This window comes from Neokomagataea anthophila, assembly GCF_018122595.1.
GTDB classification, from domain to species: domain Bacteria; phylum Pseudomonadota; class Alphaproteobacteria; order Acetobacterales; family Acetobacteraceae; genus Gluconobacter; species Gluconobacter anthophilus.
In genome coordinates, this window is the sequence record NZ_JAGRQH010000001.1 from 430,817 (window position 1) to 454,368 (window position 23,552).

Sequence of the window (23,552 nt, forward strand, 5' to 3'; positions counted from 1 at the left end):
CTAGTTTGGAACGTTCCCGCAACACTGCCAAGAGCCTTACGTCGGGAAAGACTCCTCTCCCGCCAAAGACCGCCGACTACGCTCCAATTCCTCAGCATAACGCCGCAAGGCATGCTGCTCCGTTAGGAGGCCCACAACCTTGCGTGACATCACATCATCCACCACAACCAACGCATCAGCCTCAGCCTGCGTAAAAAGCTCAATCGCCTCACGCACATTCATGAGAGGCGTCAAAACATCCCCCCCATGCTGCGCCAACATCTCCAGCGTTTGTCCACGTGTACCATCAGCCAAATGCAAATCCGCGATCCCAAGAACCCCAGCATACCGCCCGGCATCATCCAGCAGGATAACCCGCTGCCCGGACCCCGGAGCGAGTACTTTCTGCGCCCGTGCTACCGATGTGCGTAAAGGTAAACTCCGCGGGACAGGCCGCATCATACGCCGCACATCCAAAGACCGTATCCACCCCACATCCACGGCCGAACGGATCGATTCACCACGCAAATGAAAACGCCACGTCGCAAAGCTATATCCAAACAGCCGCCGTACCGTCAGAAGCGATATAATCGCCGCCACAAAGGTAGCGCCGCTGAAAACCGCACTCCCCGTCATTTCCAACGCCAAACACACCATGGTCATCGGGCTTCCAATCACCGCAACAGCCATGGCGCTCATCCCGACCAAAGCTGCAAGAACCATACTGCCCGGTGCCACGCCCAGCGGGGTCAAAAATACCGTGTAAACCGTTCCCGCTAACGTCCCCAAATACAGAGAGGCAAAGAACAACCCACCTCGAAAGCCCGAACCAATACTCAAGGCCGACGCCACAGCTTTTAAGAGCAACAACCCCGCCGCCATACGCGGCGTAAAATCACCGGATAAAACACGACGCATCGCTTCATGCCCGGACGACAGAACTGATGGATGAATCACCGCCAAGCCACTCACCGCCAAACCACCCAATGCAGGGCGCCCCCAACCCGGCACAGGCAAACGCCGAAACACCTTCTCCACCTGCGTAACACTAAACATCACAGCAATCGCCGTCAGCGCAGACAGAACACTAATCAACACCACGCCAATACCAGCATTCCAATCCAACGGACCGATCGACAACGGCGGCAGCGCCATCGGGTTGTGATGCAAAACATGCGCTACACCCACACCCGCCAAAGCCGCAGCCGCAACCGGCGGCAGACTCGCCAATGTGTACGAGCCTATAACCAGTTCGAACGCATAAAACGCACCCGTCACAGGCGCATTAAACGCAGCACCAATAGCCGCACCCGCACCCGCGCCGACTAAAACACGCAAGTCATCCCGCCGCACACGAAAAGCACGCCCTGCCCAAGACGCACAGGCAGAGCCAATCTGCGTAAACCCGGCCTCCAACCCAATGGATGCACCCGAGCCATTTGATAAAATCGTCTGCCCCACCACCACAAGACTATCCCGCAGTGACATCCGGCCACCATGCAGCGCATTCGCCTCGATCGGGTCAACAGGCTGCCGTGGCACAAAAACCGCCGCCACAACCCCAAATACACCAACCGCCAATCCGCCCAGCGTCAGCGCCAACACCGTCCGCCAAACAGAAAGGTGATCTAACCCTGAAAGATGCCCCGTGGGGGTATAGGCCACCCCATACAACCAACGATGCAGCATCAACGTCACCGTTGAAATACCAATCACCCACAACGCCGCCACACCGCCTAAGATGGCCGATAACAGAGTGAGCCAGATTTCATCGGCTCGCACCCATGAACGCAGCCAAACAGGCGCTAAGAAAGAGCGCGGCTCACGCATAATCGAACACCAAAAACACGGCTGCCTATCCCTTTCGTACCCCAATTATTTTAGGGTGCTAGACAAGGACGCCCCTCATGGGCAGGAATATCCTTACTGTTTGGCGGTTCATTCACCATCAATCAACTCTTCTCTCTGGAAGGTGCACTCATGCAACTGCACGTCATTGAACGAACCGAAGGCGAAACCCCCACAGAAGAGCGGCCCGCCATTGTTTTTCTACATGGCTTGTTCGGACGTGCCCGTAATCTCGGCTTTCTCCAACGCGCCACCGCCAGCAATTTTCGCACTATCGCGCCAGATCTGCGCAATCACGGTGACAGCCCTCATGGCCCCGCATCCTACAGCGCCATGGCCGAAGATGTGCTCGAAACACTCAGCGCGCATCACATTAACCGCTTTGCACTTGTCGGGCACTCCATGGGCGGCAAAGTCGCCATGCATCTCGCGCTAAAACACCCAGACCGTGTTAGCCGCCTCCTCGTAGCGGATATGGCTCCTGCCCCCACACGCCACGGTCAAAGCGCTATGATCGAACGCCTCAAAACCCTCACCTTCCCCCCAACGCTAGACCGTAAAGAGGCACTCGCTCTTCTAGACCCCATCACCGGAAGCCGCGCCGTTTCCGAACTCATGGGACAAAATCTTCGCTTAGGCGATCAACCCGGCTGGGCGATTGGATTTGATGAACTCGCAGATGCCATTACCCATATTGAAGGCTGGGAAGCTCCACAAACCCTCCCTTATGAGGGCCCCACCCTCTTCTTACGCGGTGAACTCTCCCCCTACGTCCAAGAATCCCACCACCCCACTATCCACGCTCTTTTCCCCCAAGCACAGATTGAAACCCTGCCCAATGCCGGACATTGGCTCCATGTAGACCAACCTAAAGGCTTTCTCGCACAGATGACTCCTTTTCTTTCGGCTCAATAGGCACCAACAAACACACAACAAAACAGGTTTCGGGCTTTCTTGATTCCCTAAGACCTGTCTATGATACCGTGTGATCCGACGTGAATTTTCCGCACGGCCTTCCCAAGGCCGCACAGTAAACCTGACCGCACCAGCACCCGCTCAGTCCCTCCCACAACGGGAGAGGCTGACATCTGGCCGGACGCAACACACACGCCGCCAACCTGCATGATCCGCCGTATCCCGCATGCTTCCCAACGCGATGAGCGCCAAGAACCCCAGTTCTTCGCCGCTCCACGCCTCAAAACGGCCACAGCACGCCGTGCCGCCCCGACAACTGGGACACGGGAACGCCTGCGCGATTATGCCGCCCCCAGCACCCCCGTCCGTTCCGTCCTTACCCCTATGGAACGACGGCAGGTTTTCATCGAAGCTGGCCCCCTCGGCCCATTCTGCTTTTCAGCCTTATTGCATGGCGCGCTCTTAACGCTCCTTTTATGGCCGCACCAACAACTCTCCGGCGGCGCCACGGGTGCAGAACCGCAGGTCGAAATGGTTTTTGACCAACCCCCTACCAAACACAGCATGCAAGGCCCACGCTCGCAGGATCAAGGCGGCGGTCAGCCGGCTCAAAACACGCAAACCCCCTCACCACAGCCACCTTCTGAAGCCAATTCAGACAGTGCTGAATCTGCACCATCCACAGTCGTACCCACCCCAGATCAGCCCTCCGCACCGCCATTAGAGCAAGATCACTCCGCAGAACTCACCCAAACACCACCAACCACTGCACCCGTCACACCGGGGCATTCCCCCAGCGCTCAAGCACACACGCAGCGCGGCCACCAACATCACCGCCAGACAACATCCAGCAGCGCGACCAGTAATCCCTTCGCACACCCCATGGATCTCAGCTTTAACGAGCAACCCTCACCCCGCCCACGCCATCGCGGCCGCCCCGCAGGCTCCGGCGGCCCCATCGATATGTCCCTCGGCCCGCTAAGCATGAACGGGCAAATCAATGCGCCCTTCAAAACCAAAACCTCCATCCGTGGCGTCAGTGAAGATTATGCCGGTGAAATCGATCGCTGGATCAAAGCCCATATCTATTACCCAGAAGAGGCCGCCCGTAACGGCGAAGACGGCGCTACCTCCGTCCACGTCGTCCTAGATCGGTACGGACGCGTCAAAACCGTGCGCCTCATCGGATCATCCGGCTCATACTCTTTAGATGCGGGCCTTACGAGCACCTTCCAAGGCTCCCACTTGCCTCCTCCTCCGCCAGACATGAAGGGCGATCACTTCGAATTCGACATGACCCTGAATTACATCCTCATCCGTCAATGATCGTACGCACCGCTTACCACTCTCTCCGTCGCTACAGCCTCTTATCTTTCACCCTTGCCACGGTTTTCGCACCCAGAAACCCAGCATGGGCTGTCCCCGCTTTATCCCCACTCATCGAAGCGGAAACAGCCCAGCCCAACACAACCGACTCTAGCGACCTCTTTGCCTTCCACGCGCAATCAACCCTCGTCTGGCAAGGGCATGACGGATTTCATGCCCCTTATTCCGGCGCGCAAAGCCTCATGCCCGCCGCACGCGGCGATGAAACATGGGATCTCACCCTCTATGCCGGACTGCACCCATGGCAGGGCGGCGAAATCTGGGTAAATGGCGAAGTTGATCAAGGCTTCGGCATTGGTAACACCCTAGGGTTAGCCGGTTTCTCCAGCGGTGAAGCCTATAAAATTGGACGCGGCACCCCCTATTTCCGCGTCCAACGGGCCTTCTTCCGACAAACCATCAACCTTGGCGGGACCGCCACGAGAGTGGATGATGACCTCAACCAATTCTCAATCAAACAAGCACCGAACCGCTTGGTCCTCACAATGGGGAAGTTCTCCATCCCCGATCTCTACGATAATAACAGCTACGCCCATGACCCACGGGCCGACTTTCTGAACTGGTCCCTGATCGATACCGGAACCTTCGATTACGCAGCAGATTCGTGGGGTTACACCACCGGCATCGCCACGGAATGGACACAAGGCCGCTGGACATTACGCTCCGGCGCATTCCTCATGTCCATCGTGCCCAACAGCCCGGATATTGATACTAGCTTCAAACAATTCCAAATTGATGAAGAACTTGAAGAGCGGCACCAAATCGGCACACTCCCCGGAAAAATCTTGCTCACAGCATTCACAACCCATGCCCGTATGGGGCGCTTTTCCGATGCCCTACGCCTTGGAAACCTTACCGACACTACGCCCAACACCGCCAATGTCCGCCGCATGGAAAACCGCCCCGGCCTCAGCCTTACCATTGAGCAATCCCTGACAAAAAACATCGCCGCCTTTATCCGCACAGGCTGGGCCGACGGCCACTACGAAACCTACGAATTCACAGATATTGACCGCTCTCTCGCCCTCGGCCTGTCCTTTGACGGTACAATTTGGCACCGCTCCGATGACCGCATCGGCCTCGCAGGAGTCATCAACGCGGCATCCGGCCGCCGCAAAGCCTATCTCGCCGCAGGTGGAACCGGCTTACTCGTCGGGGATGGCCAACTCCCCCACGCCGGAGACGAACATATCATAGAGATGTATTACGACCTCTCAGTCCACCCTATCGGCCACCTTACCCTTGATTATCAATGGGTCGGAAACCCCGCCTATAATAAAGATCGTGGCCCCGTCTCAATTCTTGGCGCCCGTATTCACTCAGAATTTTAGATGATTTTATTCTTAGACGTAGCAACAACCGGCAGGGCGTCTTCCACATACAGAAAACGCCCCCTCACCCTATTTCTGGGACACACCCAAATGGCCGCTCTTACGCTCTAAGGCCAAACGCTCTTGCCGCTCACGCTCAGCGTAGCGGTGCCGCTGCTCTTCAGAGCGTTCATTATGACAATGCGGACATGCCACCCCCTGCACATACAGCGGAGAGGCTTTTTCTGCCTCCGAAATTGGCCGGCGACACGCATGGCACAGATCATAATGTGAAATTTCAAGGCCATGCTCCACCGCAACGCGCTGGTCAAAGACAAAGCACGCGCCTTCCCACATGCTCTTTTCCTCTGGCACCGTCTCCAGATATTTCAAAATACCACCCTGCAAGTGGTACACATCTTCCACACCTTCCGAGCGCGCAAAAGCCGTCGATTTCTCACAGCGAATGCCCCCCGTGCAGAACATCGCAATCTTTGGCTTGCGCCCTTCAGCCTCCAAGGCCTCCCGACGCTTACGAAACCATTCAGGAAACTCACGGAAGCTGGTCGTCTTCGGGTCTTCAGCCCCCTTAAACGTTCCGATCGACACTTCGTAATCATTACGCGTATCAATCAAAATCGTATCCGGATCAGAAATCAAATCATTCCAATCTTCCGGCGCAACGTAATGACCAACACTATGCCGCGGATCAATATCCGGGCACCCCATCGTCACAATTTCACGCTTCAACCGCACCTTAAAACGCCGGAACGGTAATTCCGGCGCCCGTGAGAATTTCACCTCAATATCTGCACACCCCGGCAAAGAGCGGATACGCGTCAAAATAGCCGTAATCGCCTCATCCGTTCCCGCAATCGTGCCGTTCAACCCTTCAGGAGCGACCAGCAGAATCCCGCGAATGCCCAACGCCTCCCCATCCTGCTTCAGCAAGGCCTGAACAGATGGACAATCCTCAATCGGCACAAATTTATACAGAGCTGCCACACAGATGGGCATTTCAACGGAAGAAGATATCTCAGACATAAGACTCGGTCACGCAGCGTTCGTTTGTTGATCCTCCGCACCCGGCAGGGCACGGTCTTTCATCAAGCGGCGTATCGTGCGGATGACCTGCGCCCCCGTAATCAAACGAGTACACTCAAATTGGCGCTCATCCCCTTTATGACGAGGGCACCAAAAAAAGTCTTTATGATCAAACTGGTGTTGCGGATCATTCCAGCAAGAATTGCACGTATGCCAATTGATGACACGATACGGCGTAGCAAACTCATTATTCGGATGTGTAAACCCTGAAATCATAACAACAGGCGTCCCCGCTGCATGAGCCAACCACGCCAGACCGCTCGATAACCCTATAAAGAAACTTGCGTGTTTGAGCCAGCGTGCTCGTTCAGAGAGTGGCCGAGGGCCCGTTTCATCCTCACAGCCATGCGGTATATGATTATACACATACCCTGTTCCATGAAACGCATCTTTATCAATACAGACAACCCGGTATCCCGCTTTCTTCAAAAATGCGATCACCTCATGCCACCCAGCAGGGTTGTTCCAGTACTTGCACTGGGTACTCGCCTGCGTTGCAATGACCACGTAAGGGCCATTTATTGGCGGCGTATCACCATCCGGAATCGTCACCTTTGGCGGCGTATCATCCCAAGGGTCTACCCCCAAAATATACGCTGCCGTACGGTGCAACCCAACATGTCGAAAATCCGTCGGCTGATAGGCACAATCTTTATCCGTGAAGAACAAACCAATACGATACGTCGCGTAAAAACGGCTCGTAAAAGCTTCGTCAGCCTTCGCAACATTATGCCCGACCAACACCACCTCAGGGTTAGCCTCTGCGACAAGCGGTAAAATAATGTCCGCAACACTGCACGTCACACGCGCACCCGTTTGCCGCGCAAAACGGATAACTGCTGGCAACCATGCCAGTGTATCCCCCAACGTCCCCACAGGAAGCTGCACCAAAACCGGCTGTTCCCGCAAAGACATCTTATGATGCAAGGCCGCGACACGCGTCCCATCCGCCTGCACCAAAGTCACATCAATCTGAAACGGCACATGATACTTCTTCGTCGAAGACACCATACCGCCCTTTAATGGGGCATTGAATAATACATTACCCGTCTCATAATCGGACAGACAGACATGCCATTGTCCAATTTGAGGATCGATTTCAGGCACCATCACACGAGCACCATCATTGAAATCAAAACATATATTACGCTCAACACTCAACGCAGGTGCCGCAGGTGGTAACAAATAAGGCCCTGCATCCGAGGCCTTACTCACAGCAGACACAGAAAAACTCTGAGGGGCGGTCGAAGAAAAATCATCTGCCATCGTTCTTAATAAAATCCCTTTTATTTCTCTAATAAAATTGAAATATTAATAAAATAGCAAAAAGCATCTTTCTCCTCACAAGAAGAAAGATGCTTTCACAATAAATCCTATTCAGGAAAAAATATACTACCCTTAAACTTTAATGGCTGATGATATTTTTGATTTCCCAACAACACGCCGAACCAAACGCGTTCCGAACCGCCCTAGACGGTCCATCCACAAATACACCACCGGCGTCGTATATAAAGTCAATAACTGGCTCACAATCATCCCGCCCAGCACCGAAATCCCCAAAGGCGCACGCATCTCAGAGCCATAACCATGCCCAATAATCAAAGGGACAGCCCCAAGCGCTGCAGCCAAAGACGTCATAATAATCGGACGGAACCGGGTGACAGAAGCCTTGTATACAGCCTCTTTCGGACTCAACCCTTCTTTGCGTTCAGCTTCAATCGCAAAATCAATCACCAAAATAGCGTTCTTCTTCACAATCCCTGTCAGAAGAATAATCCCAATCATCGCAATCAAACTGAACGAACTGCCCGACACCAAAAGAGCCAGAACCGCGCCAATACCCGCTGACGGAAGCGTCGATAAAATGGTGATTGGGTGGATCAAACTCTCATACAAAATCCCCAACACAATATACATCACCGCCAAGGCGGCCGCGAAGGCCAACAAACCATTAACCAACATTTTGGAGGTATCACCCGCCGTTCCCGTAAATTCCCCCAAAACACCAGAAGGTGCATGCGTCTCCTGTAAAGCACGCTCAATAAATTTCGTTGCTTGTGAATAGGAAAACCCCGGGGTGAGATCGAATGAAAACGACTCTGAGAAATACCCCTCCCGATGCGCCACCATTAAAGGCTGCGGCTTCATCAAAACCTGCGCCACATTATCCAATGGCACCATCGTTTCGCTCGAAGACGATACAGCAGACCCCGCAGAACTCGTACCAGACAACCTATTGGCCAGCGCATTCTGAATCGATGCCGCAGCACGCGCATTAAACGCAGATTCCGTTCCACCCGTTTCACGCACACGTATCAAGTTCGAGGCAATACCACCCGCTGCCGTTCCTGCCGAAGTCGAGACCCATAACGAATGCAATTGATACGGATCCAACCGATATTCCGGTGCCACAACCATCACCACACGATGCGTCGTCATCGGCAGATGAATCGTAGAAACAATGCTCTGCCCATACGAGTCATACAATGCCTGCTGGATCAGCTGCGGCGTCACTCCATAGCGCGCTTCCGTCTCACGGCGCACTGCCACAACAGCAGAGATCGTTTGATGTTCTGTCGGTGAAGAGAGGTTGTTAAAATGCCCCGAATTACGCAAATAAGACATTAATTTCGGGATATACGCCGACAAATCATCAATATTTTCACCGCGCAATACATAACGATAATTACCAGTATTATTCTGGCTATTCCCGCCCTGATTGCCGCCGCCCTGATTCCAGAACATCACCTCAGCACCGGGATCATTCGGTAAGGCTTTACGTATCCGAGCCAGAACCGTCTCAACCGGAGGTCTCTCGCTTTTATCTTTCAAATGCAGATAAAAATCTGCCTCATTTTTCGAACTCGTAAACACTGTTGTCGACAAAACATCAGGGTCTTTCCCCACAATATTCGCCACAACTTTAATACGCCGATCCAACTCTTGGAACGACATCGTCGGGTCACCCTGTATATTCCCTCCCAAAAGCGAAATATCTTGCTGCGGTACAAAATCCTTCGGCAAGATCGTGACTACCGCAATCAACGCAATAAAGCTTAAGGGTAATGTCAAACCCACCAGCACCGTATGCCGTAAACACCAGCGCATGGAACGCGCATAGAGCGCAGACAACCCGTCCAACACCCATACGGTTCTATTCAGAATAGCCCCAACAAAACCACGCGCTTCTCCATCTCCATGATCCACTTCCAGCATACGCGCGCACATCATTGGCGTCAGCGTCAGCGAAAGCCACATAGAAATAACAATGGCGGCAATCATCGTCATGCAGAACTCGAACATGATCGAACCCGCGGTGCCCGGCAAAAACAACAACGGTATGAACACCGCAATCAGCGATGCACTGATCGATAGAACCGTAAATCCAATCTCAGAAGCACCACGTACACTGGCATCATAGCGCGTCTCACCATTCTCAATGTGACGCGCGATATTTTCCAACACGACAATGGCATCATCGACCACAAAACCAACAGCAATGGTCAAAGCCATCAAAGACAAAACATCGAGTGAAAAATGGAACATCGCCATCACAGCCAATGTGCCTGACAAGGCTAATGGCACCGTCACGGCTGGAATAATCGTCGTCTTAACACGGCGGAAAAAGACTAAAATCACCAGCACAACCAGGATCACAGAAACAAATAACGTCTCTTTGGCATCCAGTAGCGCCGCCCGAATAGAACGGGATGTATCCAGCCCAACACGCAACGCAACATGGGGCGGCAAAGACGCACGGAGCTTATCCATCCGCGCATTAATGCCATTCACAATCGCCACGGTGTTCGCATGGGGCTGCGCCGTTACCAGCAACGTCACCGCACGTTGACCATTCAAATATGCCGTCTGATAAACATCTTGCACGTCATCTTTAACGGTCGCGACATCACTCAAGCGCACAGGGAAAAAGTTATTCCGGTACGCAATAATCAGATTTCGATAATCTTCCGCTTTAAGCGCCTGATCATTCGTTGTCAGCGTCATGCGCTGACCGTGACTGTCAATAAAACCTTTCGGCGTAAACGCATTCGCCGAAGCAAGCGCAGACCGAATATCCTCCAGCCCAATCCCCCACCGATACAAAGGACCAGGATTAAGCTCAACACGCACCGCAGGATTAGACGAACCGACAACCTCGACCCGCCCAACCCCAGACACTTCCGACAAAATCGGATCAACATTGATATGAGCAATATCGTAAAGCTGCCCTTGAGATAACGTATCCGACGTCAAACTCATCAAATAAACCGGGAACCCACCACCATCGAGCTTAAAAGCCTGCGGATCCCCGTCCAACGTCCCTTGCGGCAAGTCCACCCGCGCAGCGCGCAACGCAGCACGCACATCACGCAACGCTCCATCCGGATTGCGGGACGATGAGAAATTCAAGTAGAGGCTACTACTACCCTGCGTTGTTTCGGATTCAATACTTTCAAGGTCTGCCAGCCCCGTCAGTCGATGCTCCAACGGTCCGACAACAGACGTCGCCATTTGCTCCGGATCTGCCCCCGGCTGCGTCGCCACCACCATAATCGCAGTGGATGACATATCCGGCATAGTCGAGACCGGAAGCAATGGATAACAAATAATCCCTGCAACAAAAATCGCGATAGACATCAGCGTTGTCGCAACGGGGCGGTCAATGAAAATACGGCAGAAGTTCATAAGAAAAGTATAGCCTCATTGACCTGTTTTTTGTCATTACCAATTAGACACAATACATCATGCCTAATCCATGAAAATTATCATGATATTCTGATTAAAAATCCGGCATTCCCGCAGGCTGCGCCGAAGGCTGCCGTAAATAACACCGCTCTGCCCAGCGTGGCGGCAAAAGATCCATCAGCCGTGATCCCACCGCCAGCCACAACGGAAACACCACACGCCGCTTTCCCTGCTGCACACCCCGCACAATACGCGAAACGGCCTCTTCCACCGAGACCTGACCCGGCATCGGGAAATCATTCCGCCACACCATTGCCGTGTCCACAAATCCACAACACACGGACGTCAACGTAATACCCAATGCTTCGACCGACGGCGCCATCGCTACCAAAAACCTATCCACCGCAGCCTTGGATGCAGAATAAGATGCCGTACCCGGATAGGAAACAAACCCCGCAACAGACGCCATCACACAAATTCGCCCACGTACCCCCGCCGCATTCGGCTTTCCGCACCGCATAATAGCCAGCGCCGGATAAAAAACATTCAAAACACCATCAAAATTCACCGCAAACATTGTACGGACACGCTCTTCTCCCTCAAACGCGGCCATATCATCATCACAAGGTGGCCTTCCCCCCGTAATCCCGGCACAAATAAACACATGATCCAGTTGCTGAGCACTCTTCACCCAAGCACTCATCCCCACACGATCTCGCACATCCAGCACAATGCTCCGCACATCCGCCCCACGCGCCATACAATCATGCCGCGTCTGCTCTAGGGCATCTGCCTGAACATCCACCAAAAATAAGATCGTACCAGGCCGCGCCAAACGGCACGCTAACTCACGCCCAATCCCAGACGCCGCACCTGAAATCAGAACTCTCATAAAGCTGGGCAGGTATTCTGCGGCACTCTGCCTAAACGAACAGAATCCGCAAAATGCATCGCATCGTGCTGTACATCACGGAGCGTCGAAAAATGATTAGCCCCCGGAAAATGCTCCTGCTGCACAATACTTCCAGCATGGCACAAAGCACGCACCAGTCGATCTTGCTCAAGAGCTGTATTGTGGTGATCGTCCAACCCCGTCCCAATCAAAACCGGAACAGGCAAAGAGAAAGATGGGTAGGCCGTCCATGTCTGCGCTAAAAATGCCAGTTTTTTTGCTGCACCTGCCGCGAAAACCGTCTCCGGTTTTAAGCCCTGCTTATGCACTTTAGGCGCAAAGTCTTCGATACATAAGGACCGCGCCTGCACAGAAAAACGCTTCGCTTTCGCCGTGTAAACACCCTGCATATCTTCTCCTGCATCCGCAGCAGACTGCACCAAAGACATCATAACCGGTAAACTCGACGTACCATTCCCTGTCCCATCAGAATGCAAACGTTGCTGCAACCCAAGCTGGTCCAAGAATGGTGGCGCCGCAGCAATCACACCACGTATCGCCAAGCCAGGCGCATAAGACGCAGCCATACCCGCCGCCGCTAACGCCGCCTGTGCCCCTTGCGAATGACCATAAACAATCACGGTACTGGAGAGTTGAGAGAATTGTACCCGCGCAGCCCGCACCGCATCCAGAACATTCATTCCCTCAGAACGAGCATTCATAAACAAAACCTGGCCCGGCTCACCCAAGCCCTGATAATCCGTAGCAATAATGGCATAACCACGGCGCAGCCACGCTTCAAAAAATGCCTGTTCTGACGTTCCTTCTCCCATAATAGAAGGCGCACATGTCAGACTAAGGCCACGCGCACCATGCGCCCACGCTAGGACAGGCCATCCCCCTTGAGGCGCCTTACCAGACGGCAAAAACACCTGCGCCGACACACGCACCAGCTGATGCGCGTTCTGCCCATCCAAACTCCGATACGTGAGGCGCCACCCCCGCCGGACAGCTCCATTTCCTAAGCGATCCACACGTACAACCTGCCCGGCAGCAACGCCCGGCACATCATCCAAAACGGGCAGCACAGGCTTCGGCGCACAAGACGTTAACCCCACCGATAAGACCACCACTCCGGAAACAACATACGATCCCCAGCGCGTCACAGCACGACATACACCCATGATTTCCACAATCCTCAGTGGCCCAATCAAGACCCTAGCAAGGAGAAACACACAGGACGAGAGGTTGATGACTTGGAGAGTAGCGCCTTGGGCGCTAGAGAAGGAACGAACACATCACATGAACAGGATCATTCCCATGAGCGATACGCCTCCCGACCGCCTCTGCGCCAGCCCCGACAGCCCTTTCTACAATGAAGAAGTCCTAGCTCGTGGCGTCGGTGTCCGCTTCAAAGGTGAAGAAAAGACCACGGTTGAAGAATATTGCATCAGCGAAGGCTGGGTGCGTCTCACCGTCGGTAAAGCAATGGACCGTAAAGGCCGCCCCATGACCCTGAAGATCACCGGCCCAGTCGAAGTCTGGTTCAAAGACGACAACACCGAATCGTAATAAACAAAAAGAGAGAGCGCACTCCATGGCTCCATTACCTCGCCGCATCATTATTGATACGGACCCCGGTCAGGACGATGCCGTCACCATTCTTCTGGCGCTTGCGTCACCAGAACTGACGGTAGACGCCATCACCACCGTTGCTGGTAATGTCGCCGTGGAGCAAACAGCGCGTAATGCCTGCGCCCTGCTGGAACTTGCACACCGCACTGATGTCCCCGTTTATGCCGGTGCGGCCCGCCCGCTCCGTAAAGACCCCATCTACGCGGCCAATGTCCACGGAGAAACAGGCATGGGCGGCGCAAACCTGCCGCCCCCCACCCTCACAGCACAACCCCAACATGCCGTTGATGCCCTGATCGAACGCCTCACCCAAGCACATGACGACCAAAACCCCATCACCCTCGTCTGCCTTGGCCCGCTGACCAACATCGCCACTGCTTTAACCCGCGCGCCTAACTGCGTGCACGGCATCGCACAGATCGTCGCCATGGGCGGCGCACAGCGCGAAGGCGGCAACATCACCCCCACCGCTGAATTCAATTTCTTTGTAGACCCAGACGCCGCAAAAATTGTGCTCGCATGCGGGCGCCCCATCACATTGCTTCCGCTTGACGTCACACACCGCGCCATCGCCACCCCCAAGCGCCTCGCCCCCATCAGCGCACACAACACCCCCGTCAGCGCCATGGTCACTCGTATGCTCGGCGCAGAGGACCGCTTTGAGAAGCTGAAATATGGCTGGGAAGGCGGCGCACTGCATGACCCTCTCACCATTGGCTGGCTCTTGCGCCCTGATCTCTTCGCAGGGCGGGTATGCAATGTCGTCGTTGAATGTGACGCTCCCCTTTGCCTCGGCCAAAGTATTGTCGATTATTGGGCCGTTACATCACGTACACCAAACGCTTTGTGGGTGGACGAGATCGACGCAGAGGCGTTTTATAGTCTTCTCGCTGAGCGTCTTGGCCGCTTGAAGTAAACCTCACTTCAACCTCTTGGGATGGCTCGGCTCTTTCGATCTTTCGGAGTTTCGATCATGGCTGATACATCCCCATCATCTGAAGATCGCTTCACCGTCGTCATTATTGGCGGTGGTGCGGCAGGCATCTCCATCGCGTCATTGCTGAAAAAGCACCGCCCGAACCTTTCCATCGCCATCATCGAACCCTCCACGACCCACGCCTACCAACCGGCATGGACCTTGGTTGGCGCTGGCGTTGTTCCCCTACGCAAAACCCTACGCCAAGAAGGCGGCCTCATTCCCCGTGGCGTCACATGGATCAGAGAACGCGCAGCCTCCTTCGCACCTGATGACCTCAGCGTCACCCTTGAAAGCGGCCGCACCGTCCAGTACCGCCGCTTGATCGTCTGCCCCGGCCTACAACTGGACTGGGACAAAATCGAAGGCCTCCCCGAAACCCTCGGGCGCAACGGTGTCACCTCCAACTACTCACGTGAAACGGCTGCCTATACATGGGAGTGCATCCGACACTTGGATGGCGGCAAGGCAATTTTCACGCAGCCCCCTATGCCGATCAAATGCGCAGGCGCACCACAAAAAATCGTCTACCTCGCCTCAGACCATTGGCGCCAAGAAGGCTCACTACATAATACCGAAGTAGATTTCTGCCTCGCAGGGGACGCCCTCTTTGGCGTTGCCCACTGGGTCCCAACCTTACAGCGTCAAATGGATTATTACGGCGTCAACGTTCACAAAAAAGAAAACCTCATCAAAGTCGATGGAGAAAAGCGCGAGGCAACGTTCCAAATCGTCGGAACAGAGGAAACCATCACACGCAGCTTTGACCTGCTGCATGTCACCCCACCACAAAGCGCACCAGATTTCGTAAAAACCAGCCCCCTCGCCAATGCTGGTGGTTGGCTCGACGTTGACCCCGCCACCCTGCAACACACCCGCTATGACACAATTTTCGGCGCAGGTGACGTCATGGGCACCACCAACGCTAAAACCGCCGCCGCCGTACGTGAGCAAGCACCAATCGTCGTTGAAAACCTGCTCGCTTCACTCGATGGCCGCCCACTCAAAGGCACGTATGACGGATACGGCGCCTGCCCCCTCACCGTGGCATACGGCAAAGTCGTCTTGGCTGAGTTCGTATATGGCGGAAAAGTCGCCCCCAGTTTCCCCTATGACCAACGCAAACCCAGCCGCTTTGCATGGTTCCTCAAAACGCAAGTCTTTCACCGCGTCTACTGGCACGGCATGATGAAAGGCCAAAACATCACTGTCAAACACCGCGTTAAATCAGGCTCTTAAGCCAACACCCCCCACTTTCATTATCAAAGTGGGGGGATTCATCATCCTTCTTGATCCACATCACTCTGGGTAAAAGACCTTTTTATAAAATAGTTTTTAAGAAAGACATTCGAGTCTTCCTAAAAACATCCCTCTCGCAGGGTAATAAAGGGCTCTCCACATGACCCAAAAGAAGCACAGCGCCCCCAAAACACATACTTCCCGCCGTACACTTCTCAGTATCGGATCGCTTGCCGCGGTAGGGTCCCTCGCAAACACCGCACTGGCACAAAGCTTTACTGCCCCCCCTAACCACCTAACAGGCCGCCCATATCCCACCCCAATCCGTCCCTTGCCAGAAGGCAAAAGAACATTCGGCTATGCTATCGTCGGGCTTGGAAAATACGCTCTTAATCAGATTTTACCTGCCTTTGCCGAGTGCCAACACGCACGGTTAGAGGCCCTCGTCAGCGGTGACCGCAACAAAGCGCTCAAAGTCGCACAGCAATACAACCTAAACGAAGACTCCATTTACTCTTACGAAAATTTTGACAACATCATTCACAACCCCAAAATTGATGCCGTCTATATTATTTTGCCAAATGCTCTTCATGCCGACTTCACCATTCGCGCATTTCGGGCCGGTAAACATGTCATGTGTGAAAAACCCATGGCCACTACTATCGAAGACGCGCAACGCATGATCGATGCAGGTAAGCGCGCAAACAAACAACTGATGATCGGCTATCGCTGCCATTATGACCCACTGAACCGTCAAGCCGTCTCCGTCATCCGCAATGGACGCCTCGGCACCCCCAAAATCCTCACAACCGACAATACCGATATTCTTGACTTCCAAGACCCCTCCGCCCAATGGCGCGTCACCAAAGCACTCTCCGGCGGTGGGTCACTCATGGATATCGGCATCTACGGCATCAATGCTTCTCGCTACCTTCTTAATGAAGATCCCATCGAAGTCATGGCCATGACCGTACCACCCAAAAACCCCAATTTCGGTGATGTCGAAGACCGTATTACTTGGCTAATGCGCTACCGTTCTGGTGCTATGGTCCATGGTAGCTCCTCATTCTCCACCGCTGCCACAACACGATTTGGCCTCCAAGGCGACAAAGCAAACCTCACCATGGACCCAGCCACAGGCTATTATGGTAACCGAGTAGAGCTTCATGAAACTGATGAAACAGAAGTATGGACACCACGAATGTTCACCATTCCGCAACTCAACCAATTCTCTGCACAACTAGATCACTTACCAGAAGCCATTCAAAAGAAGGCCCCCATCACGTCTACAGGGGAAGAAGGCCTGCAAGACCTAAAAATTATCCAAGCGATTTACAAAGCTGCTGAAACCCAAAAACCCGTCTCAACCGATTGGGGCAACTGGCGTCTTGGTTGATTTTTATTGATTTCATGATGTGTACTCTGCAAATATTTCATCATAACAATGCGAGTACACATCATGCTTACCAGCCTTGTATTTTTAATTATACTCCTTCTCATTATTGGAGCAATACTACTTCTAAATGGCATTATCATCGTTCCAGGACGCATGGTCTATGTCTACGAGTTTCTCGGAAAACCGCAGCGCAAACCACTCAATAGCGGCCTCCATTTTATCATTCCTGTACTCAACCGCATTTCTTACAGAGTTTCCCTGCAACAAGAGCAGGTCGAAACCCTATCCGAAATCAAAACCAAAGATGACGTATTCATCGAAATCCGATGGGTCCTGCTCTACAGCGTCCGCGATGATTCTGATGCCGTCTTCAATTTTGCCTATAAAGTCTCAGAACCCGTCAAACGACTTGTCTTTAAAGTCGAAAATGAAATTCGCCAGATCGCCTCAACCATGACGCTATCCGAACTCTACTCACAGCGTAACGCCGTAGCCCGCCAAGTCATCGCTGACCAAACGGCCGATGCCCTCGATTCTGGTCTCGATATTCATAACGTCACGATTGAGCAGCCCATGCCGCCAAAAGTGATCCAAGAAGCCATGAATAATAAACTCGCCGCCGTAGCGCGCAAAGACGCCGCACAGGCTGAAGCTGATGCCGAAATGGTGCGTCGCCTTGGTATCGCCCGTGCAGAAGCCGAAAGTAAAAAACTGCAAGGGGAAGGTATCGCCAATGAACGCAAAGCCATTGCTGCAGGCTTTGCCGAAGCCGCTGCCACACTCCGCGCGAGTATGACCGAAGTCAGCGAAGACGCCATCCTCGCGCTCATGCTCAACGTCAATCAAAATGACATGGTCACCACCGCCAGCCGCACCGGCAAAGCCACCGTCATTTTCGTCCCTACAGACATGAACACACAAAACATCACAGCCGCCAGCGCAGGACGTTTCATTCCAGCTGTGGATTAAATCCAAGCCGTTTTTATCTTAGATCGTGGTTAGTCTTGCTAAACGAAGTATACCTCAACCCAACCGGATAATAAGTCCCTTCTTGTTCTCAAGCGATAGGAAGGGAAAAGGCTTCTAAACATGGCGTACGACCATGATACCAGCCTTTTACACGGCATATGTTCGTTGACCCGCATCGCATCCGCCAAGAGACGTTTCAGACGGGTGTTCTCGTCCTCCAACACACACAGTTTTTTCACTTCCGAAACCTCAAGGCCTCCATAACGGGGTTTCCACTTATAAAACGTGGCATCACTCAATAGCACTTTTGCGGCAGAGATCCGGCATTTTCAGCCCCGCACCCTGCTTGTGTAGGACCTTGATAATCTATTCTTCCACACAACGACTGCGCTTCATAACCCTATCCAGCAAACTCCACTTCACAATGGCTACAGTTCCGGGAAGCACATCAACCCCAACAGCGTTTCACGTGAAACACAGCGAGTTGAGACAAAAAATAAGGCGGCTAAACAGCCGCCTTACCTCCAACCTACAGACCAAATATGCCTTAAACAGGCAAACGAATGAGATAATCAAAGGCTGATAGAGACGCCTTTGCCCCCTCACCTGTGGCAATCACAATCTGCTTATACGGCACGGTCGTCGCGTCACCTGCCGCGAACACACCCGGAACAGACGTCGCACAATGATCATTGATCACGATCTCACCATACGGAGAAAGATCCAGTGCGCCTTTCAGCCATTCCGTGTTTGGTAACAAACCAATCTGCACAAAGACACCATCCGCTTTAATCTCTTGGGATGCGCCATCAACATCGCGGTAAGTCAGACCCGTCACTTCCTTACCGTTACCCTGAATCTCAGCCGTCAGAGCATTGGTCAACACCGTAACGTTCTTCAAGCTATGCAGCTTATCTTGCAGAACCTTATCCGCCTTCAGTTGTGCACCGCGCTGCAACAGCGTGACGTGAGACACAATACCCGCCAAATCAATGGCCGCTTCCACACCGCTGTTACCACCACCAGCAACAACAACCGGGCGCCCCTTATAGAACGGACCATCACAATGCGGGCAATATGCCACGCCCTTGGTCATGTATTCTTTCTCACCCGGCACACCAAGCTGACGCCAGCGAGCACCCGTCGCTAAGATAATCGTCTTAGAACGCAGGCTTGCACCGCTCTCCAAAACAATCTCGTGCAACCCGGTCTCATCCTGCTTTGGCACCAGCTTATTCGCACGCTGTGACGCAATCACTTCAACATCATACTGGCGAACATGGGCTTCAAACGCTGCGGCCAGATGTGGACCTTCTGTTTCCTTTACGGAAATGAAGTTTTCAATCCCTGCCGTATCCATGACCTGACCACCAAAGCGATCCGCCACAATACCCGTACGCAAGCCTTTACGCGCCGCATACACAGCAGCCGATGCACCAGCAGGGCCACCGCCCAAAACAAGCACATCAAATGGCGCAAGATCACCCAGCTTCGCCGCAGCACGCTCGACAGAAGACTCATCAAGCTTCGCCAGAATCTGCGCCACATCCATCCGACCAGATGAGAACGGCACACCATTCAGATAAACCTGCGGCACAGTACGAATACCGCGCTCTTCCACCTCAGCTTGGAAATCCGCACCATCAATCGCAATATGCTTAATCTTAGGATTCAGCACACTCATCGCATTGAGCGCTTGCACCACATCTGGGCAGTTTTGGCAGGATTGTGAGAAATACGTCTCAAACTGGAAATCACCATCCAGCGCACGAATTTGCTCAACTTGGTCTACATCGATCTTCGGTGGGTGCCCGCCAACTTGCAGCAACGCCAGCACAAACGATGTAAACTCATGGCCCATCGGCAGACCACCAAACGCCACCTGCTCTTGCGAACCCGCACGGCGGATCACAAAGGATGGGCTGCGTGCATCTGTGCCTTGATCTGAAAAACTCACCTTGTCTGAAAGGCTAGCAACCTCTGCCAAAACATCACGAATTTCATTCGAACGCGCATCTGTTCCGAGCGTCGCTTCCAGAACGACATTCTCGCGCAGATAGTCCATATAGGCGCGCATCTGGGTTTTCAGGTCGTCCTGAAGCATGGTTTTTCTCCCATTGTATCATCGGAAACAGAAGCGACAGCCGGTTGGTATTGTGTGGATATCGCTAAAACAAAAATACTGTGGTGGGTAGAGGCCCAAAAGCCCCTACCCCGATACTGACCGTAAGGATCAGATCTTGCCAATCAGGTCGAGAGATGGCTTCAGCGTTTCTGAGCCTTCTTTCCACTTTGCTGGGCAAACTTCACCAGGGTGAGCCGCAACATACTGAGCCGCACGAACCTTATCGAGCAGTTCCGTCGCGCTACGGCCTACGCCGCCAGAGGTGATTTCGATGTACTGAACCTTACCTTCTGGGTCGAGCAGGAAGGTACCACGGTCAGCCATACCAGCTTCTTCGATGTACACATCGAATGCCTTGGAGATCGCACCTGTTGGGTCACCAAGCATCGTGTACTTGATCTTGCCAATTGCTGGTGACGTGTCGTGCCAAGCCTTATGAGTGAAGTGCTTGTCGGTAGACACACCGTAGATTTCAACGCCCAGCTTGTCGAACTCAGCTTGATGGTCAGCGAGGTCTTCAAGCTCAGTCGGGCAAACGAATGTGAAGTCAGCCGGATAGAAGAAGAACACGGACCATTTGCCGCGAACGTCAGAATCCGTAACCGTCAAAAACTTACCATCACGGAAAGCATCAGTGCTGAAAGGAGCCAGCGTCGAGTTAATGCGAACCATCAGAAAATCTCCTGCTTTGTCGCTCTACGTTTAGAGACGGGATTCTATGTCCCACAGAATGAGAAAAACAGGAAACAGTTAGTGTCAATATGATTGATCGGTTTAACCGAATAACGTTTTTTGAATGAAAATTTTTATCGATCAAACAAATACCACCACCCCAGCGCACTCATGGACGCTCGAACGCTTCTCACCTACACTCAATATGTCATTACAAAATCAGGATAATGTCATGAATACAAAGTCTTGGGTGCGCGCCGTTTATGCGCTCTCTTTTACCGCTCTCGCAGGCACACAAGCGCAAGCAGCAGCGACCAATCCCTTTTTCACCGCCAGCACATTACCTTATCAAGCACCCCGCTTTGACCTGATTAAAGACAGTGATTACGCCCCCGCTTTTGAGCGCGGCATGGCCGATCACATGCGTGAAGTCCTCGCGATTGCAAACAACAAAGCCGCGCCAACATTCGAGAACACCATTGTTGCCCTCGAAAAATCAGGCCGCTTGCTGGACCGCGTTCAAGAAACCTTCTTTGGTGTTTACCAAGCCAACAGCAACCCCGCTCTAGATAAGGTCGAAAGCCGTGAAGCGGCCCGCCTTTCCCAACATTCAGATGAAATCAACCTTAACCCACGCCTCTTTGCACGCATCAAAACACTTTATGATTCACGTGCCACACTAAATCTGGATGCTGAACAAGCACAGCTTCTCGATGTCTATTATCAGCAATTCGTCCACTCTGGCGCAGAGCTGTCCAAGGGCGATAAAATCAAACTTCGCGCGATCAACACGAAGCTGGCAAATCTCGAATCCGCGTATCAACAAAAACTGATCGCCGCCGCACGTGATGGCGCTTTGGTTGTCGACTCGAAAGACGCCCTCGCAGGTCTGGATGATGGCAGCATCGCCGGTGCCGCTAAAGCCGCAGAAAGCCGCAAACTCGCTGGGAAGTGGGCCCTCCCTCTGCAAAACACCACGCAGCAACCTGCTCTAGAAGGCCTCAGCAACCGCGCCACACGCCAAGCTTTGTATGACCATAGCTGGAACCGCGCAGAACGTGGTGACGCGAACGACACGCGCTCAACCATCGCAGAACTCGCACAACTCCGCGCCCAAAAAGCAGCCTTGTTCGGCTACCCGAACTACGCCGCCTATACGCTCTATGATCAAATGGCCAAAACACCAGAAGAAGCCAATGGCTTCATGCAAAAACTGGTGCCCGCCATTGCCGCAGAACAGAAGAACGAAGTTAACCTTCTGCAAGATGCCATTCACCGTGATGGAGAGAACTTCTCTCTCATGCCGTGGGACTGGCAACGCTATGCCGAGCAGGTACGCCGCGAAAAATACGCCCTCAATCAAGATGACGTAAAACCCTATTTCGAACTCAAGACCGTACTGACTGATGGCGTCTTTTTTGCCGCAAATCAGCTTTACGGACTGACCTTCAAACCCCGCACAGACATTCCCGTTTACCACCCGGATGTCATGGTGTTTGAAGTGTTCGACAAAGACGGCTCACAGCTTGGTCTGATGTATTTTGACTACTTTAAACGTGACACCAAATCTGGTGGCGCATGGATGTCGAACTTCGTTGGTCAATCCAAGCTGCTTGGCACAAAGCCTGTTATTTACAACGTCGGCAATTTTGCAAAAGCCGCGCCGGGTCAACCACAACTTATCACCTCTGATGACGTGACGACCATGTTCCATGAATTTGGCCATGCCCTGCACGGCCTGTTTGCAAGCCAGACATACCCGTCCCTCTCCGGCACTAGCGTTGCCCGTGACTTCGTCGAGTTCCCATCCCAGTTCAACGAAAACTGGGCTTTTGACCCGAAAGTTCTAGCGCATTACGCACGGAATTATAAAACCGGCGCCCCCATGCCCCAGGACCTCGTCGCGAAGATCAAAAAAGCCGCACGCTTTAACCAAGGCTACGCTCTGGGTGAAATCGTGGAAGCGTCTGAACTGGATATGAAGTGGCACAGCCTGCCCGCTTCGACCCCACGTCAAGACGTTGATAAGTTCGAGAGCGACGCCCTCAACAGCATGGGCCTAGACGTCACACACGTTCCGCCCCGCTATCGTTCAACCTACTTCCTGCATATCTGGTCCAACGGCTACTCCGCCGGGTACTACGCCTATCTCTGGACCGAAATGCTGGATCAAGACGCTTTTGCATGGTTCACGCAGCATGGTGGCCTCACCCGTGAAAACGGCCAGCGCTTCCGCGATATGATCCTGTCCAAGGGCCATACGATGGATTACGCCCCCATGTTCCGCGCCTTCTACGGCAAAGACCCCGAAATCGAGCCTATGCTCGCGCATCGCGGTCTGACGGCGCAATAATAACCCTCCCCTGTCGGACCATCCGGGCGCTGCCCGGACCCGGCAGGGATCTTGATCCCTGCACCCT

17 protein-coding genes and 1 pseudogene are annotated in these 23,552 nt (G+C 53.3%); 9 read left to right on the forward strand and 9 right to left on the reverse strand.

What is annotated here, in order from left to right:
- Positions 1 to 36: 36 nt before the first annotated feature.
- Positions 37 to 1,809 (reverse strand): chloride channel protein, encoded by a 1,773-nt coding sequence (locus KB213_RS01930; protein ID WP_211680356.1) that lies wholly within the window; start codon positions 1,807 to 1,809, stop codon positions 37 to 39.
- 150 nt (positions 1,810 to 1,959) lie between these two features.
- Between KB213_RS01930 and KB213_RS01935 the strand changes: the two genes are divergently transcribed.
- The 3 genes from KB213_RS01935 (at position 1,960) to KB213_RS01945 (ending at position 5,459) form a co-directional block, all read left to right on the forward strand.
- Positions 1,960 to 2,742 carry an alpha/beta fold hydrolase gene (locus KB213_RS01935; RefSeq protein ID WP_211680358.1) on the forward strand — a complete coding sequence of 261 codons (783 nt, stop codon included), beginning with the start codon at positions 1,960 to 1,962 and terminating at the stop codon, positions 2,740 to 2,742.
- 207 nt (positions 2,743 to 2,949) lie between these two features.
- Positions 2,950 to 4,068: an energy transducer TonB gene (locus KB213_RS01940; RefSeq protein WP_211680360.1), complete on the forward strand. Its 1,119-nt coding sequence runs from the start codon at positions 2,950 to 2,952 to the stop codon at positions 4,066 to 4,068.
- A complete protein-coding gene (locus KB213_RS01945) occupies positions 4,065 to 5,459 on the forward strand; it encodes a carbohydrate porin (protein WP_211680362.1) in 1,395 nt (464 codons plus the stop codon). Before KB213_RS01940 ends, KB213_RS01945 begins: the two co-directional genes overlap by 4 nt.
- 69 nt (positions 5,460 to 5,528) lie before the next feature.
- On the opposite strand, the gene trhO is transcribed toward KB213_RS01945, so the two are convergent.
- The 5 genes from trhO to KB213_RS01970 all read right to left on the reverse strand — a co-directional run bounded on the left by trhO (position 5,529) and on the right by KB213_RS01970 (position 13,304).
- Complete coding sequence (gene trhO / locus KB213_RS01950; RefSeq protein ID WP_211680364.1) at positions 5,529 to 6,482, reverse strand: oxygen-dependent tRNA uridine(34) hydroxylase TrhO; 954 nt, start codon at positions 6,480 to 6,482, stop codon at positions 5,529 to 5,531.
- Positions 6,483 to 6,491: 9 nt separating this feature from the next.
- Positions 6,492 to 7,808, reverse strand: coding sequence for an autotransporter strand-loop-strand O-heptosyltransferase (locus tag KB213_RS01955; RefSeq protein ID WP_211680366.1), 1,317 nt, complete (start codon positions 7,806 to 7,808; stop codon positions 6,492 to 6,494).
- Between the two features lie 132 nt (positions 7,809 to 7,940).
- Positions 7,941 to 11,228 (reverse strand): efflux RND transporter permease subunit, encoded by a 3,288-nt coding sequence (locus tag KB213_RS01960; protein ID WP_211680368.1) that lies wholly within the window; start codon positions 11,226 to 11,228, stop codon positions 7,941 to 7,943.
- A gap of 94 nt (positions 11,229 to 11,322) precedes the next feature.
- Positions 11,323 to 12,120: an SDR family NAD(P)-dependent oxidoreductase gene (locus KB213_RS01965; protein WP_211680370.1), complete on the reverse strand. Its 798-nt coding sequence runs from the start codon at positions 12,118 to 12,120 to the stop codon at positions 11,323 to 11,325.
- Positions 12,117 to 13,304 carry an alpha/beta hydrolase gene (locus KB213_RS01970; RefSeq protein ID WP_211680372.1) on the reverse strand — a complete coding sequence of 396 codons (1,188 nt, stop codon included), beginning with the start codon at positions 13,302 to 13,304 and terminating at the stop codon, positions 12,117 to 12,119. Before KB213_RS01970 ends, KB213_RS01965 begins: the two co-directional genes overlap by 4 nt.
- 136 nt (positions 13,305 to 13,440) lie before the next feature.
- On the opposite strand from KB213_RS01970, the gene KB213_RS01975 reads away from it, so the two are divergent.
- The 5 genes from KB213_RS01975 to KB213_RS01995 all read left to right on the forward strand — a co-directional run bounded on the left by KB213_RS01975 (position 13,441) and on the right by KB213_RS01995 (position 18,335).
- Entirely contained in the window at positions 13,441 to 13,692 is a 252-nt protein-coding gene (locus KB213_RS01975; protein WP_211680374.1) for a DUF3297 family protein, read from the forward strand.
- Between the two features lie 25 nt (positions 13,693 to 13,717).
- Positions 13,718 to 14,671, forward strand: coding sequence for a nucleoside hydrolase (locus KB213_RS01980; protein ID WP_211680376.1), 954 nt, complete (start codon positions 13,718 to 13,720; stop codon positions 14,669 to 14,671).
- A gap of 57 nt (positions 14,672 to 14,728) precedes the next feature.
- Entirely contained in the window at positions 14,729 to 15,970 is a 1,242-nt protein-coding gene (locus tag KB213_RS01985; protein WP_211680378.1) for an NAD(P)/FAD-dependent oxidoreductase, read from the forward strand.
- Positions 15,971 to 16,130: 160 nt separating this feature from the next.
- Positions 16,131 to 17,366 carry a Gfo/Idh/MocA family protein gene (locus KB213_RS01990; protein ID WP_211680380.1) on the forward strand — a complete coding sequence of 412 codons (1,236 nt, stop codon included), beginning with the start codon at positions 16,131 to 16,133 and terminating at the stop codon, positions 17,364 to 17,366.
- Positions 17,367 to 17,429: 63 nt separating this feature from the next.
- Positions 17,430 to 18,335 carry an SPFH domain-containing protein gene (locus KB213_RS01995; protein ID WP_211680382.1) on the forward strand — a complete coding sequence of 302 codons (906 nt, stop codon included), beginning with the start codon at positions 17,430 to 17,432 and terminating at the stop codon, positions 18,333 to 18,335.
- 173 nt (positions 18,336 to 18,508) lie between these two features.
- On the opposite strand, the pseudogene KB213_RS12800 reads toward KB213_RS01995, so the two are convergent.
- The 3 genes and pseudogenes from KB213_RS12800 to ahpC all read right to left on the reverse strand — a co-directional run.
- Positions 18,509 to 18,701, reverse strand: a pseudogene (locus tag KB213_RS12800) (transposase); the annotation flags it as partial.
- A gap of 181 nt (positions 18,702 to 18,882) precedes the next feature.
- On the reverse strand, positions 18,883 to 20,439 hold the full coding sequence (gene ahpF / locus KB213_RS02005; RefSeq protein ID WP_211680386.1) for an alkyl hydroperoxide reductase subunit F: 1,557 nt from the start codon (positions 20,437 to 20,439) through the stop codon (positions 18,883 to 18,885).
- Between the two features lie 129 nt (positions 20,440 to 20,568).
- Positions 20,569 to 21,132 carry an alkyl hydroperoxide reductase subunit C gene (gene ahpC / locus KB213_RS02010; RefSeq protein ID WP_068167542.1) on the reverse strand — a complete coding sequence of 188 codons (564 nt, stop codon included), beginning with the start codon at positions 21,130 to 21,132 and terminating at the stop codon, positions 20,569 to 20,571.
- 232 nt (positions 21,133 to 21,364) lie between these two features.
- Between ahpC and KB213_RS02015 the strand changes: the two genes are divergently transcribed.
- Positions 21,365 to 23,485 carry a M3 family metallopeptidase gene (locus tag KB213_RS02015; protein ID WP_211680388.1) on the forward strand — a complete coding sequence of 707 codons (2,121 nt, stop codon included), beginning with the start codon at positions 21,365 to 21,367 and terminating at the stop codon, positions 23,483 to 23,485.
- Positions 23,486 to 23,552: the final 67 nt, after the last annotated feature.